We start from the raw sequence: 19,480 nt of genomic DNA, 5'->3' as shown, positions 1-19,480 counted from the left end.
ATCATTCCGACATGCGTACAGTGTGCGCATCGTCGAGCGGTCAGGGAGACGGACAGAAGGCGCTCGTGCCGTCAGAGCATGACGTGGGCGGCCGGGTGGCCGACGAAGGAGAACTGGGCGACGCGGTTCAGCTTGATGTCGTCGGCCTGCCAGGTGTGCATCGCCGAGTCGGCGCTGCGCCAGTAGACGAAGTTGAACCGGTCTGTCGAGTAGATCTTGACCTTGTCCTCCTTCAGGCGGCGGACGAGGTGGGTGTCCTCGCCTCGCGTGATGTCGGCGAAGCCGTACGACGTGAACATCTCGGCCTTGCCGAGGAACGTGCCGCCCTGGACCAGCCACGTGTAGCGGTGCTCCAGGCCGGGCAGGCGGAGCATCGTGGTGTTGGTGCCCTCGAAGTAGGTGTAGTGGGCGCCCTTGCCGACGAGCTCGGCGTCGGAGTAGTCGAAGGCGCGGGCCAGGTCCGACAGGTAGTGCTCGCCGTACAGGTTGTCGTCGTCCATCTTGGCGATGAGCTCGCCGTCGGCGGCCGCGATGCCCAGGTTCATGCAGGCGCCGAGCGAGAGCTCGGCGGCGGCGGGCAGGACCACGACGTCGGAGATGCCCGCCATGCGCGCCTTGTCGGCGACGACCACGGGGTCGATGTCGAGGCCGTGCAGGACCATGACGAGCTGGAGCGGCTTGTGGATCTGCTTGGCGACCGAGGAGATCGCGTGTTCCAGCTGCGCGGCGCGGTTGGTGGGCAGGACCACCGAGATCGAACGGGTCCGCTGCGAGACGGGACGGCCGAGCAGACCGAGGATCTGGTCCACGCGGTGGGAGAACAGGTGCTTGTCGAAGACCTCGCGCATGGCGAGGTGGCCCATGCGGGCGCGCAGCTCGGGGCTGTTGAGCAGGTGGAGCACCTGGTTGTAGGACTCGAGGGGCTCGCGGGCGATGGGGACGAGCGGCCCGAAGGTCTCCTCGATGGCGCGTGACCAGCCGGAGACGACCGGCGTGGCGCAGGCCGACAGCTCGAAGACGCGGCGGGCGCACATGGTGGGCGAGTCGAGCACCGAGTTGACGTTCAGGAAGACCTTGTACATCCGGTACGCCGCGAGCATCTGGTCGTAGGGCAGCTCGCCGACGATGTGCGGCTCGTACTTCTCGGGCCAGGCGTACTTGTCGTCGACGGAGCCGTTGCGGGCGAAGATGTGCAGGCCGAGCTCCCTGATCGGGTCGATCACGGTCTCCATCTGCTCGCGCCGCTCGGGGTGCTTGTCGCGGAAGTACATGCCCGCGAAGACGACGTCGTGCAGGCGGCCCTGCTTCTGCTGGATGGGGTTGTGGACGCGCGGCTGGGCGGCGAACTGCAGCACGTCGACCCGGTCATGTCCCAGAACTTCACGATATTTCGGCACCATGTCGCCGTCGCACGTGAAGACGAAGTCGAACAGCTTGGCGGTGTCGATGAAGAAGTCGAAGTTGGGCGGGTCCTCCTTGTTCCAGAAGACCGTGGGGATGCCCTCGGCGCGGCACCACTCGACGAGGTCGCGCAGCTCCTGCTTCGGCGCGTTGCTGCCCGTCATCTGGTAGCGCCAGCGCCCCTGGTTGCCGTGCCAGGCCGACTCGCAGAACAGCAGGTCGGGGCGCTTGTCGGCGAAGATCTGCGGCCAGTCGCGCAGCCCGAACTCGATCTGGTCCCACTCGTAGCGGAAGGCCATCCTGGAGAAGTCGTCCAGGATGACCGCGACCTTCAGGTCGGGCCTGTTGATCGGGCCCATCGGCCACTTCACCGCGGGCACCTCGACCAGCGGCGGCCGCTTGCCCGCGAGCTCGGTCACCTCCGAGACCGGCTGCGGCGGCTTGGGCGCCTTCTCGTGTGAGCGCACGGCGGCGACCACACGGCCGGGCTTCTTCGAGGTCAGCGCCTCGCCCAGTTTGAACGAGCGCTTCGCCTGGGTGGCCTGGAGCTTCCAGGCGGCGTACTCGGCCTTCGCCTCGGCTATCTCCAGGCGCCGCCGCAGCTCCTTGATCTCCGATTCGTACCGTTCGACGAGCTTGCGATCCTCAGGTAGCCAGTTGATCGGCCCGAGTCGCTGAAAGGTCGGCTCTTCTGAAGACATCCGCTCGCCCTAACGTGTCAAAGGAGGTCTGTCATGGTACGGCTACAGCCGTCCGTTTCGTGAGGCAGGCGACAGATTCTCGCCCTTCAACCACGCGGCGATCACCCGCGCGATCCTGGGGCCCGAGGCGCCGTCCCACAGGACGGGCAGCTCTCCCGCCGGGGTCGAGGCCCCGTCGGCCAGCGCCTTGGAGGCGGCGGCGGGAAGCGCGGCCGGTGTCACGAGCCGGTTGGTGCCGTGGGTGACCGTGATGGGCCGCTCGGTGTTCGGCCTGACCGTGAGGCACGGCACGCCGAGCATGGTGGTCTCCTCCTGCACGCCGCCCGAGTCGGTGACGACCAGCGCGGCGCCCTTCACCAGGGAGAGGAAGTCGACGTAGCCCAGCGGGTCGACGACCTTGACGCCCGGCCCGTCCACGAGGCCGGCCGCGGCCAGGCGGGCGCGCCCACGGGGGTGGATCGGCACCACCAGCGGGATCTGACGAGAGACCTCGAGGACCGCGGAGACCAGCTCGGCGGCGGCCTCGGGCGTGTCGACGTTCGCGGGGCGGTGCAGCGTGGCCACGCCATAGCGAGCGGGTATGCCCTCGAGCCTGGAGGAGTCGAGCGAGGGCAGCGCGGCGAAGAGGCTGTCGATCATCGGGTTGCCGACGAGGTGCATCTTGGCGGCGGGCACGCCCTCGGTCGCCAGGTAGGACAGCGCCTCCGGCGAGGTGGCGAAGAGCAGGTCCGACAGCGAGTCGGTGACGATCCTGTTGATCTCCTCCGGCATGCCGCGGTCGAAGGAGCGCAGGCCGGCCTCGACGTGGGCGGTCGGGATGCCGAGCTTGGCGCAGACGAGGATGGCCGCCAGCGTGGAGTTGACGTCGCCGTAGACGACCACGAGGTCGGGCTCCTGCGCCTCGACCACCTCCTCGAGCCCCACGAGCAGGGCCGCGGTCTGCTTGGCGTGCGTCCCCGATCCGACTCCGAGGTTGGCCACCGGCTCGGGCAGTCCGAGGTCGGCGAAGAAGACGTCGGACATCAGCGCGTCGTAGTGCTGGCCGGTGTGGATGATGCCCTGCCGCACGCCCAGTTCGTCGAGGCCGCGCACCACGGGGGCGGCCTTCACGAAGTTGGGACGGGCGCCGAGGACATGGAGGACCAGGGGGTTCTCCCTCATCTACCTCGCCTTTCATAGCGGAAGGGGAAAAACGTTGCCTATGGTACGGTCACCGCGTGGTATCCGACGCCAGACCAAAGGTTTCCGCCAAGTCGGCAAGGGCCGGAGTCGGTGGACTTCTCAAGGGCTTCATCCAGCACCCCATCATCGTCTCCCGCGTCGTCGCGGCGAAGGTGAAATCCGACCCCGTCAGGGTCGCGCAGGCAGCGGCGGACGCTCTTCCGCCGAGGCTGCGTCCCGTCGTGGGCAGGGTCGCCTGGCCCGCCGCCCGCAAGGTGCGCCGCGCCGTGCGCAAGGTCAGCATGCGGGTGGTCAAGGCCCCGTGGAACGAGGCGAAGGCGTACTGGAACGCGGGCAGGGTGAGCGAGGCGGCCGAGGTGCTCGAGCCGCACACCAAGTACCCGTTCGTGAACCGCAGGGCCGCCTACTACCGGGGCGAGCTGGCCGCGATCAGCCCTGAGCCGATCCCGCCGCGCCCCAAGGTGGCGATCGGCGAGCGGGTGGCCGGCCGCGTGCTGCACGTGGTGACCAACGCCCTGCCGTACGCGCAGGCCGGTTACACGGTGCGCACGCACAGGATCGTGAGCGCGCAGAAGGCGAAGGGGCTCGACCCGCACGTCGTGACCAGCTGGGGCTGGCCGATGCTGCAGGGGCACGTGGACGCCGCGCCCTTCGAGGAGCTCGAGGGCATCCCCTATCACCGGCTGCTGCCCGACGGACAGCAGGAGATGCCGTTCGAGACGCGCGGGCGGATCATCCTGGGCGCCGAGCGCGTCACCGAGCTGGTCGCCACGCTGAAGCCGCAGGTGCTGCACGCGGCCACCGACCACCGCAACGGCTCCATCTCCCACGCCGTGCGCGAGCGCACCGGCACGCCGTTCGTCTACGAGGTGCGCGGCTTCCTCGAGGAGACCTGGGCCTCGCGCGACCCGATCCGTATCGGCAGCGAGCGCCACGTGCTCCAGCGCGAGCGCGAGGCCTTCCTCATGCGCGAGGCGGACGCGGTCGTCACGCTGGCCGAGACCATGGCCCAGGAGATCGTCGAGCGTGGGGTGCCGCGCGAGAAGATCACCCTGGCGCCCAACGCGGTGGACGACTCGCTGCTGACGGCCGACTACGACGGCGAGGCGTTCAGGCGCGCATACGGCATCGAGCCCGGCGAGATCGTCGTGGGCTCGGTGTCCAGCATCGTGGCCTACGAGGGCTTCGCGACCCTGCTCAGGGCCGCCGCGCTGACCCGGGGGATCAGGGTCCTCATCGTCGGCGACGGCACCGAGAGGGAGAACCTCCTCGCGCTGGTCGAGGAGCTCGGGCTGAAGTCCGCGATCCTGCCGGGCAGGGTCGGCCCCGAGGAGGCGCTGCAGGCGCAGTCGGCGATCGACATCTTCGCCTGCCCGCGCGAGGATCTGCGCGTTTGCCGACTCGTTACGCCATTGAAACCCGTCGAGGCGATGGCCCTCGGAAAGCCCGTCGTGCTCAGCGATCTGCCCGCTCTCTCCGAGCTCGTCGGCTCCGACGGCGCGGGTCTGCTCGTCCCGCCAGGCGACCCCGAGGCGCTCGCCGAGGCGCTGGCCGACCTGCGGGACGACCCCGCCAGGCGCGCTGAGATGGGTGAGGCAGGACGGGCTGAAGTGGCGGCCAAGCGCACGTGGAGTCGCGTGGCGGAGACCTACCGTGGCCTTTACCAGTCCATTGCCGACCGATGACCTACGAGATAGCTGTCTGTTCTGACGGGTTCAGTCGCATTAGGCGTGAGCTAGGTGGACTTGAGATAACCTTTGCGACCATGAAGTGTTCTAAGGCGATGTCGTGACGGATTTCGACCTGGCAGTGATCGGCCTGGGTTACGTCGGCATGCCGCTGGCCAAGGAGGCCGTGGCGGCTGGTCTGCGGGTCGTCGGCGTCGACGTCGACCCCCGCAAGGTCGACGCGCTCAACGCCGGCCAGTCCTACATCGACGACCTGACCGACGCCGACCTCGAGCACATGCTGGCCAACGGCTTCAGCGCGACGCTCGAGGAGTCGGTGCTGGCCACCTGCGACACGATCGTCATCTGCGTGCCGACCCCGCTGGACGAGGACCACCGTCCCGACCTGTCCGCGGTCGAGGGCGCCACCAAGGCCGTCGCGCGCAACCTGACGAAGGGCACGCTCGTCGTCCTGGAGTCGACCACGTACCCGGGCACCACCGACGAGGTGGCCAGGCCGCTGCTGGAGGGCTCGGGTCTCACGGCCGGGGTCGACTTCCAGCTCGCCTTCTCGCCCGAGCGCATCGACCCCGGTAACCCCAAGTACGGCCTGCGCAACACCCCCAAGGTCGTCGGCGGCTTCACCACCGCCTGCCGCGACAGGGCCACCGCCTTCTACGGCCAGTTCATCGAGCAGGTCGTGCCCGTCAGCGGCACCCGCGAGGCCGAGATGGCCAAGCTGCTCGAGAACACCTACCGGCACGTCAACATCGCCCTCGTCAACGAGATGGCGATCTTCTGCGACGAGCTCGGCGTGGACCTCTGGGAGGCCATCGAGGCCGCGGCGACCAAGCCGTTCGGCTTCCAGAAGTTCCTTCCCGGCCCTGGCGTCGGCGGGCACTGCATCCCCGTCGACCCCGGCTACCTGTCCTACACCGTTCGCAAGCTCGGCTACCCGTTCAGGTTCGTCGAGCTGGCGCAGGAGATCAACGAGCGGATGCCGTCGTACGTGGTCAACCGCGTGCAGCGCCTGCTCAACCGGCACAGGAAGGCCGTGAACGGCTCCAAGGTGGTGCTGCTCGGCGTCACCTACAAGCCCGACATCGCCGACGAGCGCGAGACCCCCGCCCTGCCCGTGGCCCGTGCGCTGCTGGAGCTGGGCGCGGAGCTCTCGTTCGTGGACCCGCACGTCAAGCAGTGGTCGGTGGACGGCACTTCGGTGCCGCGTGAGGAGGATCTCGCCGAGGCCGTGTCGAACGCGGACGTGACGCTGCTGCTGCAGCAGCACGCGGCGTTCGACCTCGACCTGGTCGAGGACAAGGCCAGGCTCGTGCTGGACACCCGAGGCGTGCTCGCCGAGGGTGAACGCGTCGAGCGGCTGTAGCGACAGGGGGCTGCGCGCAGTGCACGTGCTCGTCATGACGGTGGTGCATAACCCCGAGGACGCCCGGATCCTGCACCGGCAGATCCGCGCCCTCGTGGATGCCGGTCATGAGGTCACGTACGCGGCGTCCTTCTCCGCCCACGGCGTGGTAGCAAGGCCGTGGGTCAACGGCGTCGACCTGCCGAGGGCGGCGCAGCGCAAGAGGATGAGGGCCGTGTGGGCGGCCCGCAAGGTCTTCAAGCGCATGCGCGACAAGGTCGACCTGGTGCTCATCCACGACCCCGAGCTGCTGTTCGCGATCTGGGGCGTACGCCGCAGGCCGCCGGTGGTCTGGGACGTGCACGAGGACACCCCTGCGACGCTCTCGCTCAAGCCGTGGCTGCCTTCGCTGCTGCGTCCGCCCGTGCGCTTCCTGGCCCGCATGCTGGAGGGCACGGCCGAGCGCCACCTGCACCTGCTGCTGGCCGAAACCGCCTACGCGGGCAGGTTCAAGCACGCCCACCTCATCGTGCCGAACGAGACGTGGGTGCCCGACTCGGTCACGCCGCCCGGCGACGACAGGGTGGTCTACCTCGGCTGGCTCTCCCGGGCGCGCGGCGTCCAGGAGGCGATCGAGGTCGGCAGGCTGCTGCAGCCGTACAGGGTGGCGGTGGAGCTGATCGGCTACGCCGACCCGCAGTCGCGGCCCGCGCTCAACCAGGCGGTGGCCGAGGGCGTGCTCGAGTGGCGCGACTTCATGCCGAACGACGAGGCGCTGAAGCGGCTCGACGGCGCTCTGGCGGGGCTGTCGCTGCTGCACGACGAGCCCAACTACCGGCACTCCATGCCCACGAAGATCGTGGAGTACATGGCGCACGGCATTCCGGTGATCACCACTCCCTCGCCTCGCGCGGTCGAGCTGGTCGAGCGGTACGAGAGCGGCATCGTCGTGGCCTGGGAGGACCCCAAGGCCGTGGCGCAGGCCGTCCTGTCGCTGCGCGACGAGCAGAGGGAGCGGCACGCGATGGGCGCCCGCGGCTACGCGGCGGCCCGCGCCAACCACCACTGGCCGAACTCGGCCCGGAGGTTCGTCTCGCAGTTGGAGTCCTGGGCGGGCGTCAAGAAGTAGTGGTTTATCCGCGGCAGATCACTAGGGCGGTAGGTTCCTGAACGTGCGCTGGCTCACCGTGCTCCTGGGGGCGGCGATCCTGGCCGCCATCGCGGCCGTGATCGTGGTCCTGCCCGACAACAGGCCGACCGCGGTCGACACGCCGTCCACGCCGTCGGCCTCGCAGGCCAAGAGCCTGCCCCAGCCGACGACCAAGGAGTACACCGACGACTGCGGCACCTTCGAGCTGCAGGGCGTCAAGAAGTACGCGATCACCGGCTACTGGATCACGCCGTCGAGCAACCCGTGCACGTGGCGCCACCAGCTGGAGGAGATCCACCAGGCCGGTGGCGACACCGTCATCAGGATCGGCTACGGCCTGCAGTACCGCACGGTCACCGACGGCCGGATCCTCAAGGACGGCGAGGTCGATCCCCGCTACACCGACTGCGAGGACTGCTGGAACCAGGCCGAGCAGGACCTGAAGGCGGCCAACCCCGGCAACAGGATCGGCCGCACCTACGTCTACAGGACCGACGAGCACTTCGGCCCCGGCCTGTTCCGCTGTCCGGGGATGGAACGCACCATCGAGGCGGGCAAGCGCGTCTACTACCGGCTGATCACCGCGCCAGACGGCTCCGACGACTCCACCTGTGACTTCTCCAGCAAGGCCGGCACCTACGACCTGATCCTCATCGCCGCGGCCGCCGAGGACAGCCTCGAGAAGCTGCTGGAGCTGGGCGACACGTTCGGCGTGCAGGTCTTCCCCTCGCTGCCGGTGGCCCCTCGTGACCCGAAGGCGAGCACGAGGGCCAACCCCGAGCACCTCGGCACGCTGACCACGCTGACCCGCAGGCTCATGCAGGACTACGGCGCGCGCTTCAAGGACAGGGCCTCGCTCGGCGGCTTCTACCAGCCGTTCGAGCTGCAGATGGGCGCCACGCTGGTCAACAACCCGACCCTGCAGGTCTACGCCGAGCAGCACGACATCGTGGAGCAGGAGCTGCCGGGCAAGCCCATTCTGGTCAGCCCCTACATGGACGCCCGCAAGCGGGTGCCCTTCGGCCAGACGCCCAAGCAGGTCGCCGAGGGCTTCAGAGCGCTGGCGAAATCCGGGGTCGGCATCATCGCGCCCCAGGACAGCAGGGGCACCGGCAAGGTCGGCCTGTTCTGGCCCGACCAGCGCGACGACGAGGTGGACAAGCGGCTGCAGCCGCTCGTCGGCGTGACCACGTACGGCACGGCCTACCATGGCTCGACCCGCGACTACTACCGGGAGATGAGCGTCGTCCGCGACCAGCTCGTGGACGAGGGCTACGAGGTCGAGCTCTGGGCCAACGTCGAGTCCTTCGAGCCCTCGGCCACCCAGCCGTGCCAGCCGCAGGGCTCCAGGGGCAAGACGGACAAAGCGCGCCTGGACGCCGCGATCGCCATGACCGGGCGCTACGTCCAGAAGGTCGTCAGTTACATGTGGAGCGACTTCTTCACCTGCGGCGAGCCCGCGTTGAAGGACGAGGTCGCGGGTGACGTCGACAGGCCGATCGCGGTGGACGCGATCAGGACCAGCTCGGCCGGCCAGGACGGCATCGAGGTCCGCGGTTACCACCTCGACAGCGGCACGATCACGCTGAACTGGCCCGGCGGCTCGTCGGAACTGCCGATCACGGTCTCCGACGTCCCCAACGAGGCGATGGCCGAGGGCATCGTGACGGCGTGGGTGCCCTTCGACTGGTCGCAGGTGCCGTACGGGGTCTGGGTGAAGGTGGGGGTGCGCTCGCCGGCGGGCAAGGAGGCGACGGAGCCGCTGCACGTTCGCGTCAGCGTGTAACGTGCCTGACATGGTCCCCAGCGTCCCGGTCAGCGTGGACCTCGTCGTGCTCACCGTCCGTTGCCAGGCGCTCTCGGCCCTGGTGTGGCGGCGCGACAACCCCCCGTTCCTTCGCAGGTGGTCGCTGTCGGGCGGCTTCATCCAGCTCGACGAGGACCTGCCCGACGCCGCCCGCCGCATCCTCGCCGAACGCGCGGGCCTGCCGGGCGCGCCCGTCCACCTGGAGCAGCTGCAGACCTACGGCTACCCCGACCGCGACCCTCGCCAGAGGGTCCTGTCGGTCGCCTACCTCGGCCTCGCGCCCGACCTGCCCGCCTCGGAGAAGGCGCACATGGCGTGGGTGCCGGTCGCCGAGCTGACGGTGATGGCCTTCGATCATCGGCGCATCATGATGGACGGGGTGGAGCGGGCGCGGGCCAAGCTGGAGTACACCCCGCTGGGGGCGGCCTTCTGCCCGCCGGAGTTCACGGTCGCCGACCTGCGCCGTGTCTACGAGATCGTCTGGGGCCGCGCCCTCGACCCGCGAAACTTCCACCGCAAGGTCACCAAGGCCGAGGGTTTCCTCGTCGAGACCGGCGGGACCACCACCCGCGACGGCGGCCGCCCGGCCAAGCTCTACCGCAGGGGCCCGGCCGAACTCCTTCATCCCCCCATGCTGAGGTCGCTCAAGGAGTGATCGCTGAGGGCGTGGTCGGGCAGGCAGCGCGGGGTGCCGTGCAGTTCGTCGACGACCACCCTGCCCGCGACGCCGAAGACCTCGGCCAGCAGCGCGGGCGTCATCACCTCGCGCGGGTCGCCGTCGGCCCACACGACGCCCTCGCGCAGCGCGACGACGCGTTCGGCGAAGCGGGCGGCGTGGTCGAGCTCGTGCAGCACGCTCACCACGGTGAGGTCGCGGGCCTGCCTCAGCTCTCTCACCAGAGTGAGCACCTCCAGCTGGTGGCGCACGTCCAGGTGCGCGGCGGGCTCGTCGAGCAGCAGCACGCGGGTGTTCTGGGCGACGGCCAGCGCCAGCCTCACCCGCTGGCGCTCCCCGCCCGACAGGGTGTCGAGCACGCGGTCGGCCAGGTGCGCGACGCCGGTCAGGGCGAGCGCCTCGTCGGTCTCGCCTGTGGAGGCCTCCCAGAGCATGCCGAGCGGGCCGCGGTGCGCGTAGCCGCCCTGGCGGACCAGCTGCCGGACGGTCAGACCGGGCACGGGCGGCAGGGTCTGGTGGAGGACCGCCATCCTGCGGGCCACCTGGCGGCGCGACAGCGACCTGAGCGGGTCGCCGTCGAGCGTGATGGAGCCCGACGAGGGGGTGAGCAGCCCGGCCACCAGCCTGAGCAGGGTGCTCTTTCCGCAGCCGTTCATGCCGACGAGCGCGACGAACTCGCCCTGTTCCACGGTCAGTGAGACGCCGTTCAGGACGGGCTGCGAGCCGTACGAGAAGTGGAGTGAGTCGATGGCGATGCTCATGCGGGCTCCTTGCGCGCGATGTAGACGAGGACTGCGGCGCCGGCCAGGGCGGTGACCACGCCCGTCGGCACGCCGAGGCGCTGGGTGCCGGCCAGCGCCCGCCCCGCGAACTGGGCGAGCGCGTCGGCGCCCGCCAGCGTGAGGCCGCCGAGCAGGGCGGCGGTGAGGACCCCGCCACGCAGCCGCCGTACGGCATGCGGCACCACGAGCCCGACGAACGCGATCGCCCCCGCCAGCGAGGCCGCCCCGGCGGTCAGCGCGATGGCCACGGTCAGGGCGACGGCCCGGCCCGCGACGGGTGGCAGGCCGAGCGAGGCGGCGTGGTCGTCGCCGGGCGACAGCACGGCGAGCACCGCCGAGCTGAGCCAGGCCAGCGCGATCCAGCCGGCGATCCACCACCACGCGACCGAGAGGTGCTCCCACACGCGGCCCTCGACCGAGCCGATCAGCCAGCGCAGCGCGTTGCCGAACCTGCCGGGCTGGTAGGCCAGCAGCATGGTGGTGAAGCCGGCCAGCAGCGCCGAGCCGAGCAGGCCGTACACGACGAGGTTGGCGGTGTCGCGCATCGAGGCGAAGGCGGCTCCGCCGAGCGCGCCGCCGACCACGGCGGCCAGGAGAGCGCCCACGGCCGAGTCGGCGGGCACCACCCCGAGGGTCAGCGCGGCGAGGACGCCGAGCACCGCGCCGGGGTTGACGCCGGTGAACTCGGGTGCGGCCATGGGGTTGCGGAGCACGGCCTGCAGGACGTATCCGGCGACGCCGAGCGCCGCCCCCGCCAGCAGAGCGGTCAGCAGGCGCGGCACTCCGAGCTCCCACAGGATGCGCTGGTTGAGCGCCCCGGTGAGCGGGCGTCCTGGAGCCAGCACGTGGGCCGCCGCGACGACGGGCAGCAGCGCGATCCAGGCCGCGCCCCGCACGGCGCCCCACCGGTAGGTCGCCTTCACGCGCGCCACCTCCACGCCACCAGCAGCGCGCCCGCCACGGCGGCCGCCGCGACCAGCGGCGCCTCCACCGGCGCGAACGCCAGGCGGGCCGCCAGGTCGGCGGCCAGCGTGACGACCGCGCCGAGCGCCGCCGCCCACAGCAGCCAGCCGCGCGCGTCGGAGCGCGGACGCAGCCGCCTGGCCAGCTGCGGCGCCACGAACCCGACCCAGGCCAGCGGCCCGCAGGGGCCGGTGACGCTGCCGATCAGCAGCGCGGCCACCGCAAGCACGCCGAGCCTGGCCAGGTTCGCCCTCGCGCCGAGCGCGGCGGCGGCCTCGTCGCCGAGGCGCAGCAGTCCGAGAGCGGGCACGCACAGCAGCACGAGGGGGACGGCCGCGGCGAACCACGGCAGGATCCGTCCCGCCTGCTCCCACATCACGCCGGTGAGGCTGCCGACGAGGTAGCGGAAGAGCATGTCGTACTGCAGGCGGTCGGCCGTCGACATCACCGCGAGCAGCAGCGCCTGGATGGCGGTCGACACCGCCGCGCCGATGAGCAGCACCGCGCCCGCGCTCCTGCCGGTTCTCGCCACCGCGAGTGTGACCACCCCGCCGAGCGCCGCTCCGGCCAGCCCCACCACCGGGTACAGCGTGAACGGCACGGGCAGCGCCCACACCACGCAGACACCCACCGCGAGAGAGGCGCCCGTCGAGACCCCGATCATCTCCGGTACGGCCAGCGGGTTGCGCAGCGACTCCTGCAGCAGCAGCCCCGCGACCCCGATGGCGGCGCCGCCCAGCAGGGCGACCAGCGTCCTGGGCACCCGCAGCTCCCACAGCACGACCTGTTCCAGCTCGCTGAGCCCCCGCAGGGGCGAGACGAGCGGGGTGCCGAGACAGAGCCCGGCGGCCACGAGCGCCACGAGCGCGAGGGGGACCGCCAACCGGGCGTGCGTCACCCCGCCGCCTTGGCCAGCGCCTCTTCGAGGATGAGGCCGAACGCCCTCGTGCCCCTGCCCGAGGCCCACAGCTCGGGCTGGACCTCGAAGACCTTGCCCGAGGCCACGGCGGGCACCTGCTTCCACACCGGGTTGTTCCTGTAGGTGTCGGTCACCGTCCTGGCGTCGGGTCCGAAGGTGAACGACTGGATGAAGATGATCTGCGGCGCCTTGGCCAGGATCTCCTCGATGCTGTAGGCCTGCGCGGTCTCGAACCCGCCGCCCTTGCTGGGCCACGGGTAGGAGAAGAAGCCAGAGAGGAAGTCGCCGAGCACGTCGTCGGTGGTGTTGACGCCGATGGAGGTCCCGCCGTACATCGCCAGGGCGGGCTTGTCCTTCAGCCCCGCGGCCTCGGCGCGGGCGCGGCCCTGTTCGACCTTGGCCCTGAAGCGCTGTTCGGCGGCTGCCTGCTCGGCGCCCCTGCCGGTGAGCGTGGCCATGGCGCGCAGGTAGCCGATGGACTCCTCGTAGCTCTTGACCTCCACCAGCCACAGCGGGGCGAACTTCTCCACCGCGGCCCTGAGCTGGTCGTGGACGCCTGCCAGGCCGATCACCAGGTCGGGACGCGCCTCGGCGATCTCAGCGACGTCCTCGCCGCCGAAGCCGCCGGGGATCACCGGCACCTTGGCACCTTCCGCGCCCAGGTAGTCGGGCCGCGACAGCAGTTTGGGCGTGGTCGTGGCGGTGGGCGTGAGGCCGAGCTCCACCAGCATGTCGTCGCAGAGGCCCGTGAGGCAGACGACGCGCACGGGCTTCCGCTCGAGCTTCACCGTCCTGCCGTGCGGGTCGGTGATCGACAGGGCGGGGCTGACGGGGCCTGCCGACGCGGCGGGGGCCGCCTGCGGCGCGGGCGGCGGCTGCTGTCCACAGCCTGCCGCGAGAGCCAGCGCGACGAGGAAGAGCGCACAGCGGCGCATTGCACCTCCACTGAAAATGGTTACCATTTGCGATGACTTTACCGGAGGAGTCGTTTGAGATGATTCATCGCCGTCTGTTCCATCTGGCGGGCAGCGTGAAGGGCCCGATCGCCGCATGTGTGGCGCTGGGGCTCCTGGTGTCGGGGGCCTACGTCGCGCAGGCGTTGCTCCTGGCCGCCGCCCTTGCCGCGCTGGTCGCGGGCGAACCCGTGCTCCCGCTGCTGGCGTGGGCCTTCGCGGTCATCGCGGCGCGCGGCGCGTTGCTGTGGGCCAGGGAGCTGGTCACCGTACGGGCGGGGGCGCTCGTCAGGGCGAGGCTGCGGGACCGGCTGGTCGGACGGCTGGCCGAGCTGGGCCCCGCGCATCTTGCGGGCACGCGTACGGGCCAGGTGCAGACGACGCTGGTCGACGGCGTCGAGGGGCTCGACCCCTACTTCAGCCGCTACCTGCCCCAGGTCGCGGTGACCTTCTGCGTGCCGGTCGCGCTGGTCGGCTGGCTGTTCACGGTCGAGCCGAGGGCCGCCGCCGTGCTGGGAGCGGCGGTGGCGGGCGTGCTCACCATCCCCAGGCTCTGGGACGCGACGCTGCTGCGCAGGGGACGCGCCCGATGGGCCGCCTTCTCCGAGCTGGCCGCCGACTACCTGGAGGCGATGCAGGGGATGGCGACGCTGCGCGCGTTCGGCGCCGTCCACAGGCTGGGGACGAGGCTCGCGGACCGCGCCCGCTCCCTCTATCTGACCACCATGCGCCAGCTGCGGATCTCCCTGGTCGAGACGGGCATCAGCGCCTTTCTCGTCCAGGCGGGCACGGTCGGGGCGATTCTCGTCGGAGGGGAGAGCCTGTTCCTGATCCTGCTCGTCTCCGTCGAGTGCTTCAGGCCGGTCAGGCAGCTGTCGGAGGCCTGGCACGCGGGCTATCTCGGCATCACGGCCGTGGACGGCATCGAGCGCCTGCTGCGGGCGCGGCCCGCCGTGCCCGACGAAGGCGACAGGGCGTTCCCCTCCTCACCCGAGATCAGGTTCGAGGGGGTGGGGTTCACCTATCCGGACGCGCCGAGGCCGGCGGTGAGCGAGGTGTCGTTCACCGTGAAGGAGGGGCAGACACTCGCGCTGGTCGGCCCGTCGGGGGCGGGCAAGTCCACGCTCGCCGCGCTCCTCCAGCGTCACCACGATCCCTCGGAGGGACGGATCACGATCGGCGGTGTCGACCTGCGCGACCTGTCCCTCGACGCGCTCAGGAGCGGCATCGCCGTCGTCGCGCAGGACACCTACCTCTTCCACGGCACCATCGCCGACAACCTCCGCCTCGCCAGGCCGCAGGCCACGGACGACGACCTGGTCGACGCCGCCCGCAGAGCGGGAGCGCACGACTTCGTCAGCGCCCTGCCCGACGGGTACGGCACGCGGCTCGGCGAGCGCGGCGCCACACTCTCCGGCGGCCAGCGCCAGCGTCTGGCCATCGCCCGCGCCCTGCTGACCGACGCGCCCATCCTCGTCCTGGACGAGGCCACCTCCCACGTCGACCTCCACACCGAGCAGGCCATGAACCTCGTACGGCAGGGCCGCACCTGCCTGGTCATCGCCCACCGCCTGGCCACGGTGCGCGACGCCGACCAGACCATCACGATCGACGAAGGCGCCATCACCGAAGGCAGGGCCGCGTGAACCCCTCGATCCGCTGGCTGGCGGGGGCCGTGGGCGGCCACCGCACGGCCTTCCTGTCCACCCTCGCCGCCAACCTGACCAGTCAGCTCGCCCTCTGGGGCATCGCCCTCTCCTGCGCGTGGCTGGTGGGCCACGGTTCACTGACGGCCGGCGTGCCGGCGGCGCTGGTCCTGCTCGCCACCGCGGCCGCATGGTGGGAGAGCTACGTGGCGCACGACCTGGCCTACCTCGTGCTGGCGCGGCTGCGCGGGCAGGCGTACGAGGCGATCGCCCGCATCGCCCCCGCCAGGCTGCTCGGCCGCCGCAGCGGCGACCTGTCCGCGGTCGTGCTGTCGGACATCGAGACGCTCGAATGGCTCTTCGCCCACACCCTCGCCCAGCTCATCACCTCCTTCGTGGTGCTGACGGCGGGCACCGTCGCGGCCTTCCTGATCAACCCGTGGCTGCCGCTCGTCACGCTGCCGCTGGCCTGCCTCGTCCTGACGGTCCCGCTGTGGCTGCGGCGCTTCTCCTCGCGGCACGGCTCGGCCATGCGCGCCGCCACCGCAGACCTGCACGCCGACGTGGTGGACACCGTCCAGGGGCTGCGCGAGATCCTCGCCTTCGGCGCCGTGGACCGCCGCCGCGCGCTGCTGGCGGACAAGACCAGGCGACTGGCCCGCGCCCAGACGGCCAACGCCGCGCGCGGCGGGCTCGAGGCGGCTCTCACCGACGTGCTGCTCTCCACGGCGGCCGCCGCGTCCCTGGCCGTCGTCGCCCTCACCGTGAGCTCGCCCGCCGACGCCCCCCTCGCCATGGTCCTCGCGGCGGGCTCGCTCGCACCCGCAGCGCAGGTGGCGCTGCTGCTCAAGGAGTACGGCTCGCTGCGCGCCTCAGCCGACAGGGTCCACACCCTGGTCACCGCCCCCGCGAACGTCACCCCCTCGCGGGAGGCCAGGGCCGAGCCTGGCGACGTGGTCTTCGAGGACGTCCGCTTCCGCTACACGCCCGAAGGCCCCGAGGTGCTGAAGGGTGTCTCCTTCACCATCCCTCAGGGCAGGACCGTGGCGCTGGTGGGTCCTTCGGGCGCGGGCAAGTCGACCTGCGTCTCCCTGCTCCTGCGCTACTGGGACCCCGACGCGGGGCGCATCACGATCGGCGGCGTCCCGCTGGCCCAGGCGTCCTCGCTGGTGACGGTCGTGCCGCAGGACGTGCACCTGTTCGCGGGCACCGTGGCCGACAACGTCAGGCTCGGCGCGCCCTCGGCAGACGTCGAGGGGCCGCTGGCCACCGCGCAGCTGCCCATCGACCCCCGCACCGTCGTCGGAGAGCGGGGCGTCGCGCTCTCGGGCGGGCAGCGGGCCAGGGTCGCCATCGCCCGCGCGCTGGCCACCGAGGCGCCCGTGCTCGTCCTGGACGAGGCCGTGGCCAACCTCGACACCTCGACAGAGGAGCGCCTCGCCTCCGCGCTGGAGGTCGCGGCGGCCGGCCGTACGACCTTGGTCATCGCGCACAGACCGGCCACGATCAGGCGCGCGGACCACGTCGTGGTCCTCGACGACGGCAGGGTGGTGGCGCAGGGCACGTTCGCGGAGGTGTCTCACTGGCTCGAGTGAACGTGGATCGGGGCCGACGAGACCGGCCACGGCCGCTCCGGAGAGGGATGTGCGGCAGTTGTAAGGTATGGGCGCATGGGACGTGGAGCGGCATGAGCCCTGATCTCACGGCGGAGCAGGGCGGCCCCGACGAGGGGCACGTTGCGCCACCCGTTCCTTCGTGGCAGGCGCCCGGCGACACCGAACGCGGCCTGTACGAGGCCAAGACGCGTGGCGACTGGGCCGCGTATTTCGACGTCCTGGCCGCCGCCGACCTCTATCACCCGATGTCGCGCGCCAAGGCCGACGCCAGGCCCGGCTGGGTCAGCTACACGACCACGTACTGGGGCCCTGGGCCTGGCTCCAGGTGTCTCGCGTTCTTCACCGACGGGATGCTCCCCGCGCCCGTGCCCGACCCGGTCTTCTTCGAGGTCGACCTGGACCAGCTCGTCAAGGACTGGCCTCAGGAGGACCCGTGGCTGGCGATCAATCCCGGTAGCCCCTGCGAGGCGTTCTTCCCCGCCACAGCCGCCCACCGCCAGATGTGGCGCTGGCACGCCGACCGGACGCCCCACCCCCGCCGGAACCAGCTGCGCACGCTGTGGGCAGGGGGCCCGCTGCACGGCCCCGTGGCCCACGGCCTCGCCTGCGGGGCCCTTCTCTGCGTGAGCAACGCCTCGCTCTGGAACGCGATGGGCTGGCACGGCACCGGCTACGTCCGAGAGCGGAAACGCCTCAGGGAGTGGTGGGACATCACCAGCAGAGAAGAGTGGCTCAGCGCGGAGGAGGCACTGCTCGGCGGCCGGATGAGCAGCCCGTTCTGGGGGCTCGTGCTGGGCATCCGCAGCGCCCTCGCCCGTGACTTCGGCGGCATGGTCGAGGTGGACCACTGGCGCCAGGTGACCTCGCGGGTCATACGCAGCCGCGCCGTGGCGCAGGAGATCACTCCCGAGGTCGCCCACCGCAGCGACTCCGAGACCGAGGCCCAGGTCGCAGGGGCGCAACGGCTCATCGGACGGATCACACGATACGAGGCGCGCTTCCGCGCGGACGGGCTGCTCCCCGACGGCCGCTTCGTCCACACGGTGGAGGCGTGGGACTACGGGCGCGCCTCGAAGATGGCCCGCTGGGGACTGGGGGCCCGCTTCTGCGACGTGGCGGAGGCCGAACAGGCGGTCCTGCGGGCCGGACGGGTCAGCCGGATCAACTACCGCTCATGGGAGGACTTCTCGGCCGCCTACATCCTGGGACGTTGCCTCCACTTCGACGAGGAGGAGTTCGGCGACTGGTACGGCGACATGCTCAACGCGCACAGGATCCTCATGACCGACCCGAACAGTCCCTGGCTCAACATCCCTTTCAAATGACGGTCTACGGCAGCAGGGAATCGGCGATCTCAAAGTCGGCCAGTCCGGGCGCCGAGGGGGAATCTCCCCCGCGGAGGAGGAACGTCCCTCCTCGTGCCAGCGGATCCCACCCCCGCTGGATGGCCAGCTCGATGACCGCGCGGACGTCGCGCGGCGTCGGATACGAGGTGTCCGTCGCGCAGTAGCCCCATGGCCCGCCCTCATAGGTGGACACCAGGTCCGCCTGAAGCGCCTGCCCGTTCTTGCCGCCGCTCCAGACCCGCAACCGGGCGAAGCGACGGCAGTCGACGGAGTGGACCGTGTGGCTGATCCGAGCAGTCCATACGTAGGTGCGGTCGTCGATCCGCAAGGCCCGGAGTCTGGTTCTCATAACGCCTCCTTGGAGATCATCAGGGTAGCCAGTGGATGACGTGCCCGCGATCAGATAACTGGTACGGCTCACCGCGAGGGCAACCAACACCAGGACCCCGCCGTCGGCCCAGCTCGACAGCCACCTCACAGCCGCTGGCCGAGTGGCTCGCCTTGGGGGCCATGGAGGAGGCCCGTCTTCGGCTGTCCACGAGGACAGGGGTGGGCGTAACGGGTATGGTCGCGGTATGGCCGTCAAGATTACGATCAGCATCCCCGAGGACCTCCACGAGGAACTCAAGATGTGGGCCGAACGCACAGGAGGCACCGTCTCCGGCTTCTTCGCCGATCTCGCGCAGCAGCGCCTCGACGCTGACCGAGCCTCTCGTGAACGCCTTGCCCGGCTCGTGGCCAAGGACCGTGCGGTTGATCCTGAAGGCTACGACCAGCGCAGGGCTGAGATGCGTGAGCGCATGCACGCTGCCCAGAAAGCCGCCGCGGCGAAGAAGGTCAACGCCGCGTGATCTCGGGATACGTCGCCGACCTGACCGCAGTCCTTCGGCTCCTGGCCGACGACGAGCGAGGCGAGCAGATCCGCATCGCGCTGGACCTGCTCACCGAGGAAGGCCATACCATGCTGCTGCCCGTCACCACGCTCGCGCAGGCCACGATCATCTCCGACCCCGACCCCGAGAACCTGATGTGGTTGTACGGGTTCAGGGCCTGCGAGGTCGCCGACCTGACCGGCGAGGAGACGTTCCGCATCACTCGCCAGGCCAGGCACGCGCCCCGCCCCCACGAGGTACCCCTCCACCACGCCCACACCGCCTACCTGGCGATGGAACGCGGATGGCCGATTCTCACCGGCGATGCCGCGAACTGGCAGGGCTATCAGCACCTCGAGCTCTTTCCCGTCTAGAACACCCCTGTCAGGCGACAGGCCCCGGCCATGGCCCCCGGCCGCTGTCGAAAGCGGACCAT

At 70.8% G+C, this 19,480-nt stretch carries 17 protein-coding genes; 10 read left to right on the top strand and 7 right to left on the bottom strand.

The window, feature by feature from the left end:
• Window positions 1-71 precede the first annotated feature (71 nt).
• Window positions 72-2,102 (bottom strand): glycosyltransferase family protein, encoded by a 2,031-nt coding sequence (locus tag ABFX50_RS13795; RefSeq protein ID WP_346146408.1) that lies wholly within the window; start codon window positions 2,100-2,102, stop codon window positions 72-74.
• 42 nt (window positions 2,103-2,144) lie between these two features.
• The gene (wecB, locus tag ABFX50_RS13790) at window positions 2,145-3,263 is read right to left on the bottom strand and encodes a non-hydrolyzing UDP-N-acetylglucosamine 2-epimerase (protein WP_183652595.1); all 1,119 of its coding nucleotides are present in this window, start codon (window positions 3,261-3,263) and stop codon (window positions 2,145-2,147) included.
• 56 nt (window positions 3,264-3,319) lie between these two features.
• Here wecB and ABFX50_RS13785 point away from each other — a divergent pair, with 56 nt between their 5' ends.
• From ABFX50_RS13785 to ABFX50_RS13765, 5 genes are all read left to right on the top strand, one after another.
• Complete coding sequence (locus ABFX50_RS13785; protein ID WP_346146406.1) at window positions 3,320-4,969, top strand: glycosyltransferase family 4 protein; 1,650 nt, start codon at window positions 3,320-3,322, stop codon at window positions 4,967-4,969.
• A 103-nt stretch (window positions 4,970-5,072) separates the two neighbouring features.
• Window positions 5,073-6,335 (top strand): nucleotide sugar dehydrogenase, encoded by a 1,263-nt coding sequence (locus ABFX50_RS13780; protein ID WP_183652592.1) that lies wholly within the window; start codon window positions 5,073-5,075, stop codon window positions 6,333-6,335.
• Window positions 6,336-6,354: 19 nt separating this feature from the next.
• Window positions 6,355-7,443: a glycosyltransferase gene (locus tag ABFX50_RS13775; protein ID WP_183652582.1), complete on the top strand. Its 1,089-nt coding sequence runs from the start codon at window positions 6,355-6,357 to the stop codon at window positions 7,441-7,443.
• A 43-nt stretch (window positions 7,444-7,486) separates the two neighbouring features.
• The gene (locus ABFX50_RS13770) at window positions 7,487-9,250 is read left to right on the top strand and encodes a DUF4434 domain-containing protein (RefSeq protein WP_346146405.1); all 1,764 of its coding nucleotides are present in this window, start codon (window positions 7,487-7,489) and stop codon (window positions 9,248-9,250) included.
• A 10-nt stretch (window positions 9,251-9,260) separates the two neighbouring features.
• Window positions 9,261-9,926, top strand: a complete 666-nt coding sequence (locus ABFX50_RS13765) for an NUDIX hydrolase (protein ID WP_183652576.1) — start codon at window positions 9,261-9,263, stop codon at window positions 9,924-9,926.
• Here the strand turns inward: ABFX50_RS13765 and ABFX50_RS13760 are convergent.
• Genes ABFX50_RS13760 through ABFX50_RS13745 form a run of 4 tightly spaced genes read right to left on the bottom strand, consistent with a single transcriptional unit; the run spans window position 9,893 to window position 13,546 of the window.
• Window positions 9,893-10,708, bottom strand: coding sequence for an ABC transporter ATP-binding protein (locus ABFX50_RS13760; RefSeq protein ID WP_346127137.1), 816 nt, complete (start codon window positions 10,706-10,708; stop codon window positions 9,893-9,895). The genes ABFX50_RS13765 and ABFX50_RS13760 overlap by 34 nt on opposite strands.
• Entirely contained in the window at window positions 10,705-11,652 is a 948-nt protein-coding gene (locus ABFX50_RS13755) for a FecCD family ABC transporter permease (RefSeq protein WP_346146402.1), read from the bottom strand. Before ABFX50_RS13755 ends, ABFX50_RS13760 begins: the two co-directional genes overlap by 4 nt.
• Window positions 11,649-12,590, bottom strand: a complete 942-nt coding sequence (locus ABFX50_RS13750) for a FecCD family ABC transporter permease (RefSeq protein WP_346146400.1) — start codon at window positions 12,588-12,590, stop codon at window positions 11,649-11,651. The genes ABFX50_RS13755 and ABFX50_RS13750 overlap by 4 nt, the downstream gene beginning before the upstream one ends.
• Entirely contained in the window at window positions 12,587-13,546 is a 960-nt protein-coding gene (locus ABFX50_RS13745) for an ABC transporter substrate-binding protein (protein ID WP_346146398.1), read from the bottom strand. Before ABFX50_RS13745 ends, ABFX50_RS13750 begins: the two co-directional genes overlap by 4 nt.
• Before the next feature lie 59 nt (window positions 13,547-13,605).
• Between ABFX50_RS13745 and ABFX50_RS13740 the strand changes: the two genes are divergently transcribed.
• From ABFX50_RS13740 to ABFX50_RS13730, 3 genes are all read left to right on the top strand, one after another.
• Window positions 13,606-15,210: an ABC transporter ATP-binding protein/permease gene (locus ABFX50_RS13740; protein ID WP_346146397.1), complete on the top strand. Its 1,605-nt coding sequence runs from the start codon at window positions 13,606-13,608 to the stop codon at window positions 15,208-15,210.
• Complete coding sequence (locus ABFX50_RS13735; RefSeq protein WP_346146395.1) at window positions 15,207-16,805, top strand: ABC transporter ATP-binding protein; 1,599 nt, start codon at window positions 15,207-15,209, stop codon at window positions 16,803-16,805. Before ABFX50_RS13740 ends, ABFX50_RS13735 begins: the two co-directional genes overlap by 4 nt.
• A gap of 92 nt (window positions 16,806-16,897) precedes the next feature.
• Complete coding sequence (locus ABFX50_RS13730) at window positions 16,898-18,151, top strand: DUF1266 domain-containing protein (protein ID WP_346146393.1); 1,254 nt, start codon at window positions 16,898-16,900, stop codon at window positions 18,149-18,151.
• 4 nt (window positions 18,152-18,155) lie between these two features.
• On the opposite strand, the gene ABFX50_RS13725 is transcribed toward ABFX50_RS13730, so the two are convergent.
• Window positions 18,156-18,521: a hypothetical protein gene (locus tag ABFX50_RS13725; RefSeq protein WP_346146391.1), complete on the bottom strand. Its 366-nt coding sequence runs from the start codon at window positions 18,519-18,521 to the stop codon at window positions 18,156-18,158.
• A gap of 226 nt (window positions 18,522-18,747) precedes the next feature.
• Here ABFX50_RS13725 and ABFX50_RS13720 point away from each other — a divergent pair, with 226 nt between their 5' ends.
• Both ABFX50_RS13720 and ABFX50_RS13715 read left to right on the top strand, forming a co-directional pair.
• The gene (locus ABFX50_RS13720) at window positions 18,748-19,023 is read left to right on the top strand and encodes a ribbon-helix-helix domain-containing protein (protein ID WP_346146389.1); all 276 of its coding nucleotides are present in this window, start codon (window positions 18,748-18,750) and stop codon (window positions 19,021-19,023) included.
• Entirely contained in the window at window positions 19,020-19,418 is a 399-nt protein-coding gene (locus ABFX50_RS13715) for a hypothetical protein (protein WP_346146387.1), read from the top strand. The genes ABFX50_RS13720 and ABFX50_RS13715 overlap by 4 nt, the downstream gene beginning before the upstream one ends.
• Window positions 19,419-19,480: the final 62 nt, after the last annotated feature.

The sequence above is a fragment of the Nonomuraea recticatena genome (assembly GCF_039533245.1).
Taxonomy (GTDB): Bacteria; Actinomycetota; Actinomycetes; order Streptosporangiales; family Streptosporangiaceae; genus Nonomuraea; species Nonomuraea roseola.
This window is presented reverse-complemented; position numbering and strand designations above follow the sequence as displayed.

Excerpts from the sequence above, each read along its gene's own strand:
- ABFX50_RS13795 (WP_346146408.1), bottom strand. The coding sequence starts at position 2,102 with ATGTCTTCAGAAGAGCCGACCTTTCAGCGACTCGGGCCGATCAACTGG.
- wecB (WP_183652595.1), bottom strand. The coding sequence starts at position 3,263 with ATGAGGGAGAACCCCCTGGTCCTCCATGTCCTCGGCGCCCGTCCCAAC.
- ABFX50_RS13765 (WP_183652576.1), top strand. The coding sequence starts at position 9,261 with ATGGTCCCCAGCGTCCCGGTCAGCGTGGACCTCGTCGTGCTCACCGTC.
- ABFX50_RS13760 (WP_346127137.1), bottom strand. The coding sequence starts at position 10,708 with ATGAGCATCGCCATCGACTCACTCCACTTCTCGTACGGCTCGCAGCCC.
- ABFX50_RS13745 (WP_346146398.1), bottom strand. The coding sequence starts at position 13,546 with ATGCGCCGCTGTGCGCTCTTCCTCGTCGCGCTGGCTCTCGCGGCAGGC.
- ABFX50_RS13740 (WP_346146397.1), top strand. The coding sequence starts at position 13,606 with ATGATTCATCGCCGTCTGTTCCATCTGGCGGGCAGCGTGAAGGGCCCG.
- ABFX50_RS13730 (WP_346146393.1), top strand. The coding sequence starts at position 16,898 with ATGAGCCCTGATCTCACGGCGGAGCAGGGCGGCCCCGACGAGGGGCAC.
- ABFX50_RS13725 (WP_346146391.1), bottom strand. The coding sequence starts at position 18,521 with ATGAGAACCAGACTCCGGGCCTTGCGGATCGACGACCGCACCTACGTA.
- ABFX50_RS13720 (WP_346146389.1), top strand. The coding sequence starts at position 18,748 with ATGGCCGTCAAGATTACGATCAGCATCCCCGAGGACCTCCACGAGGAA.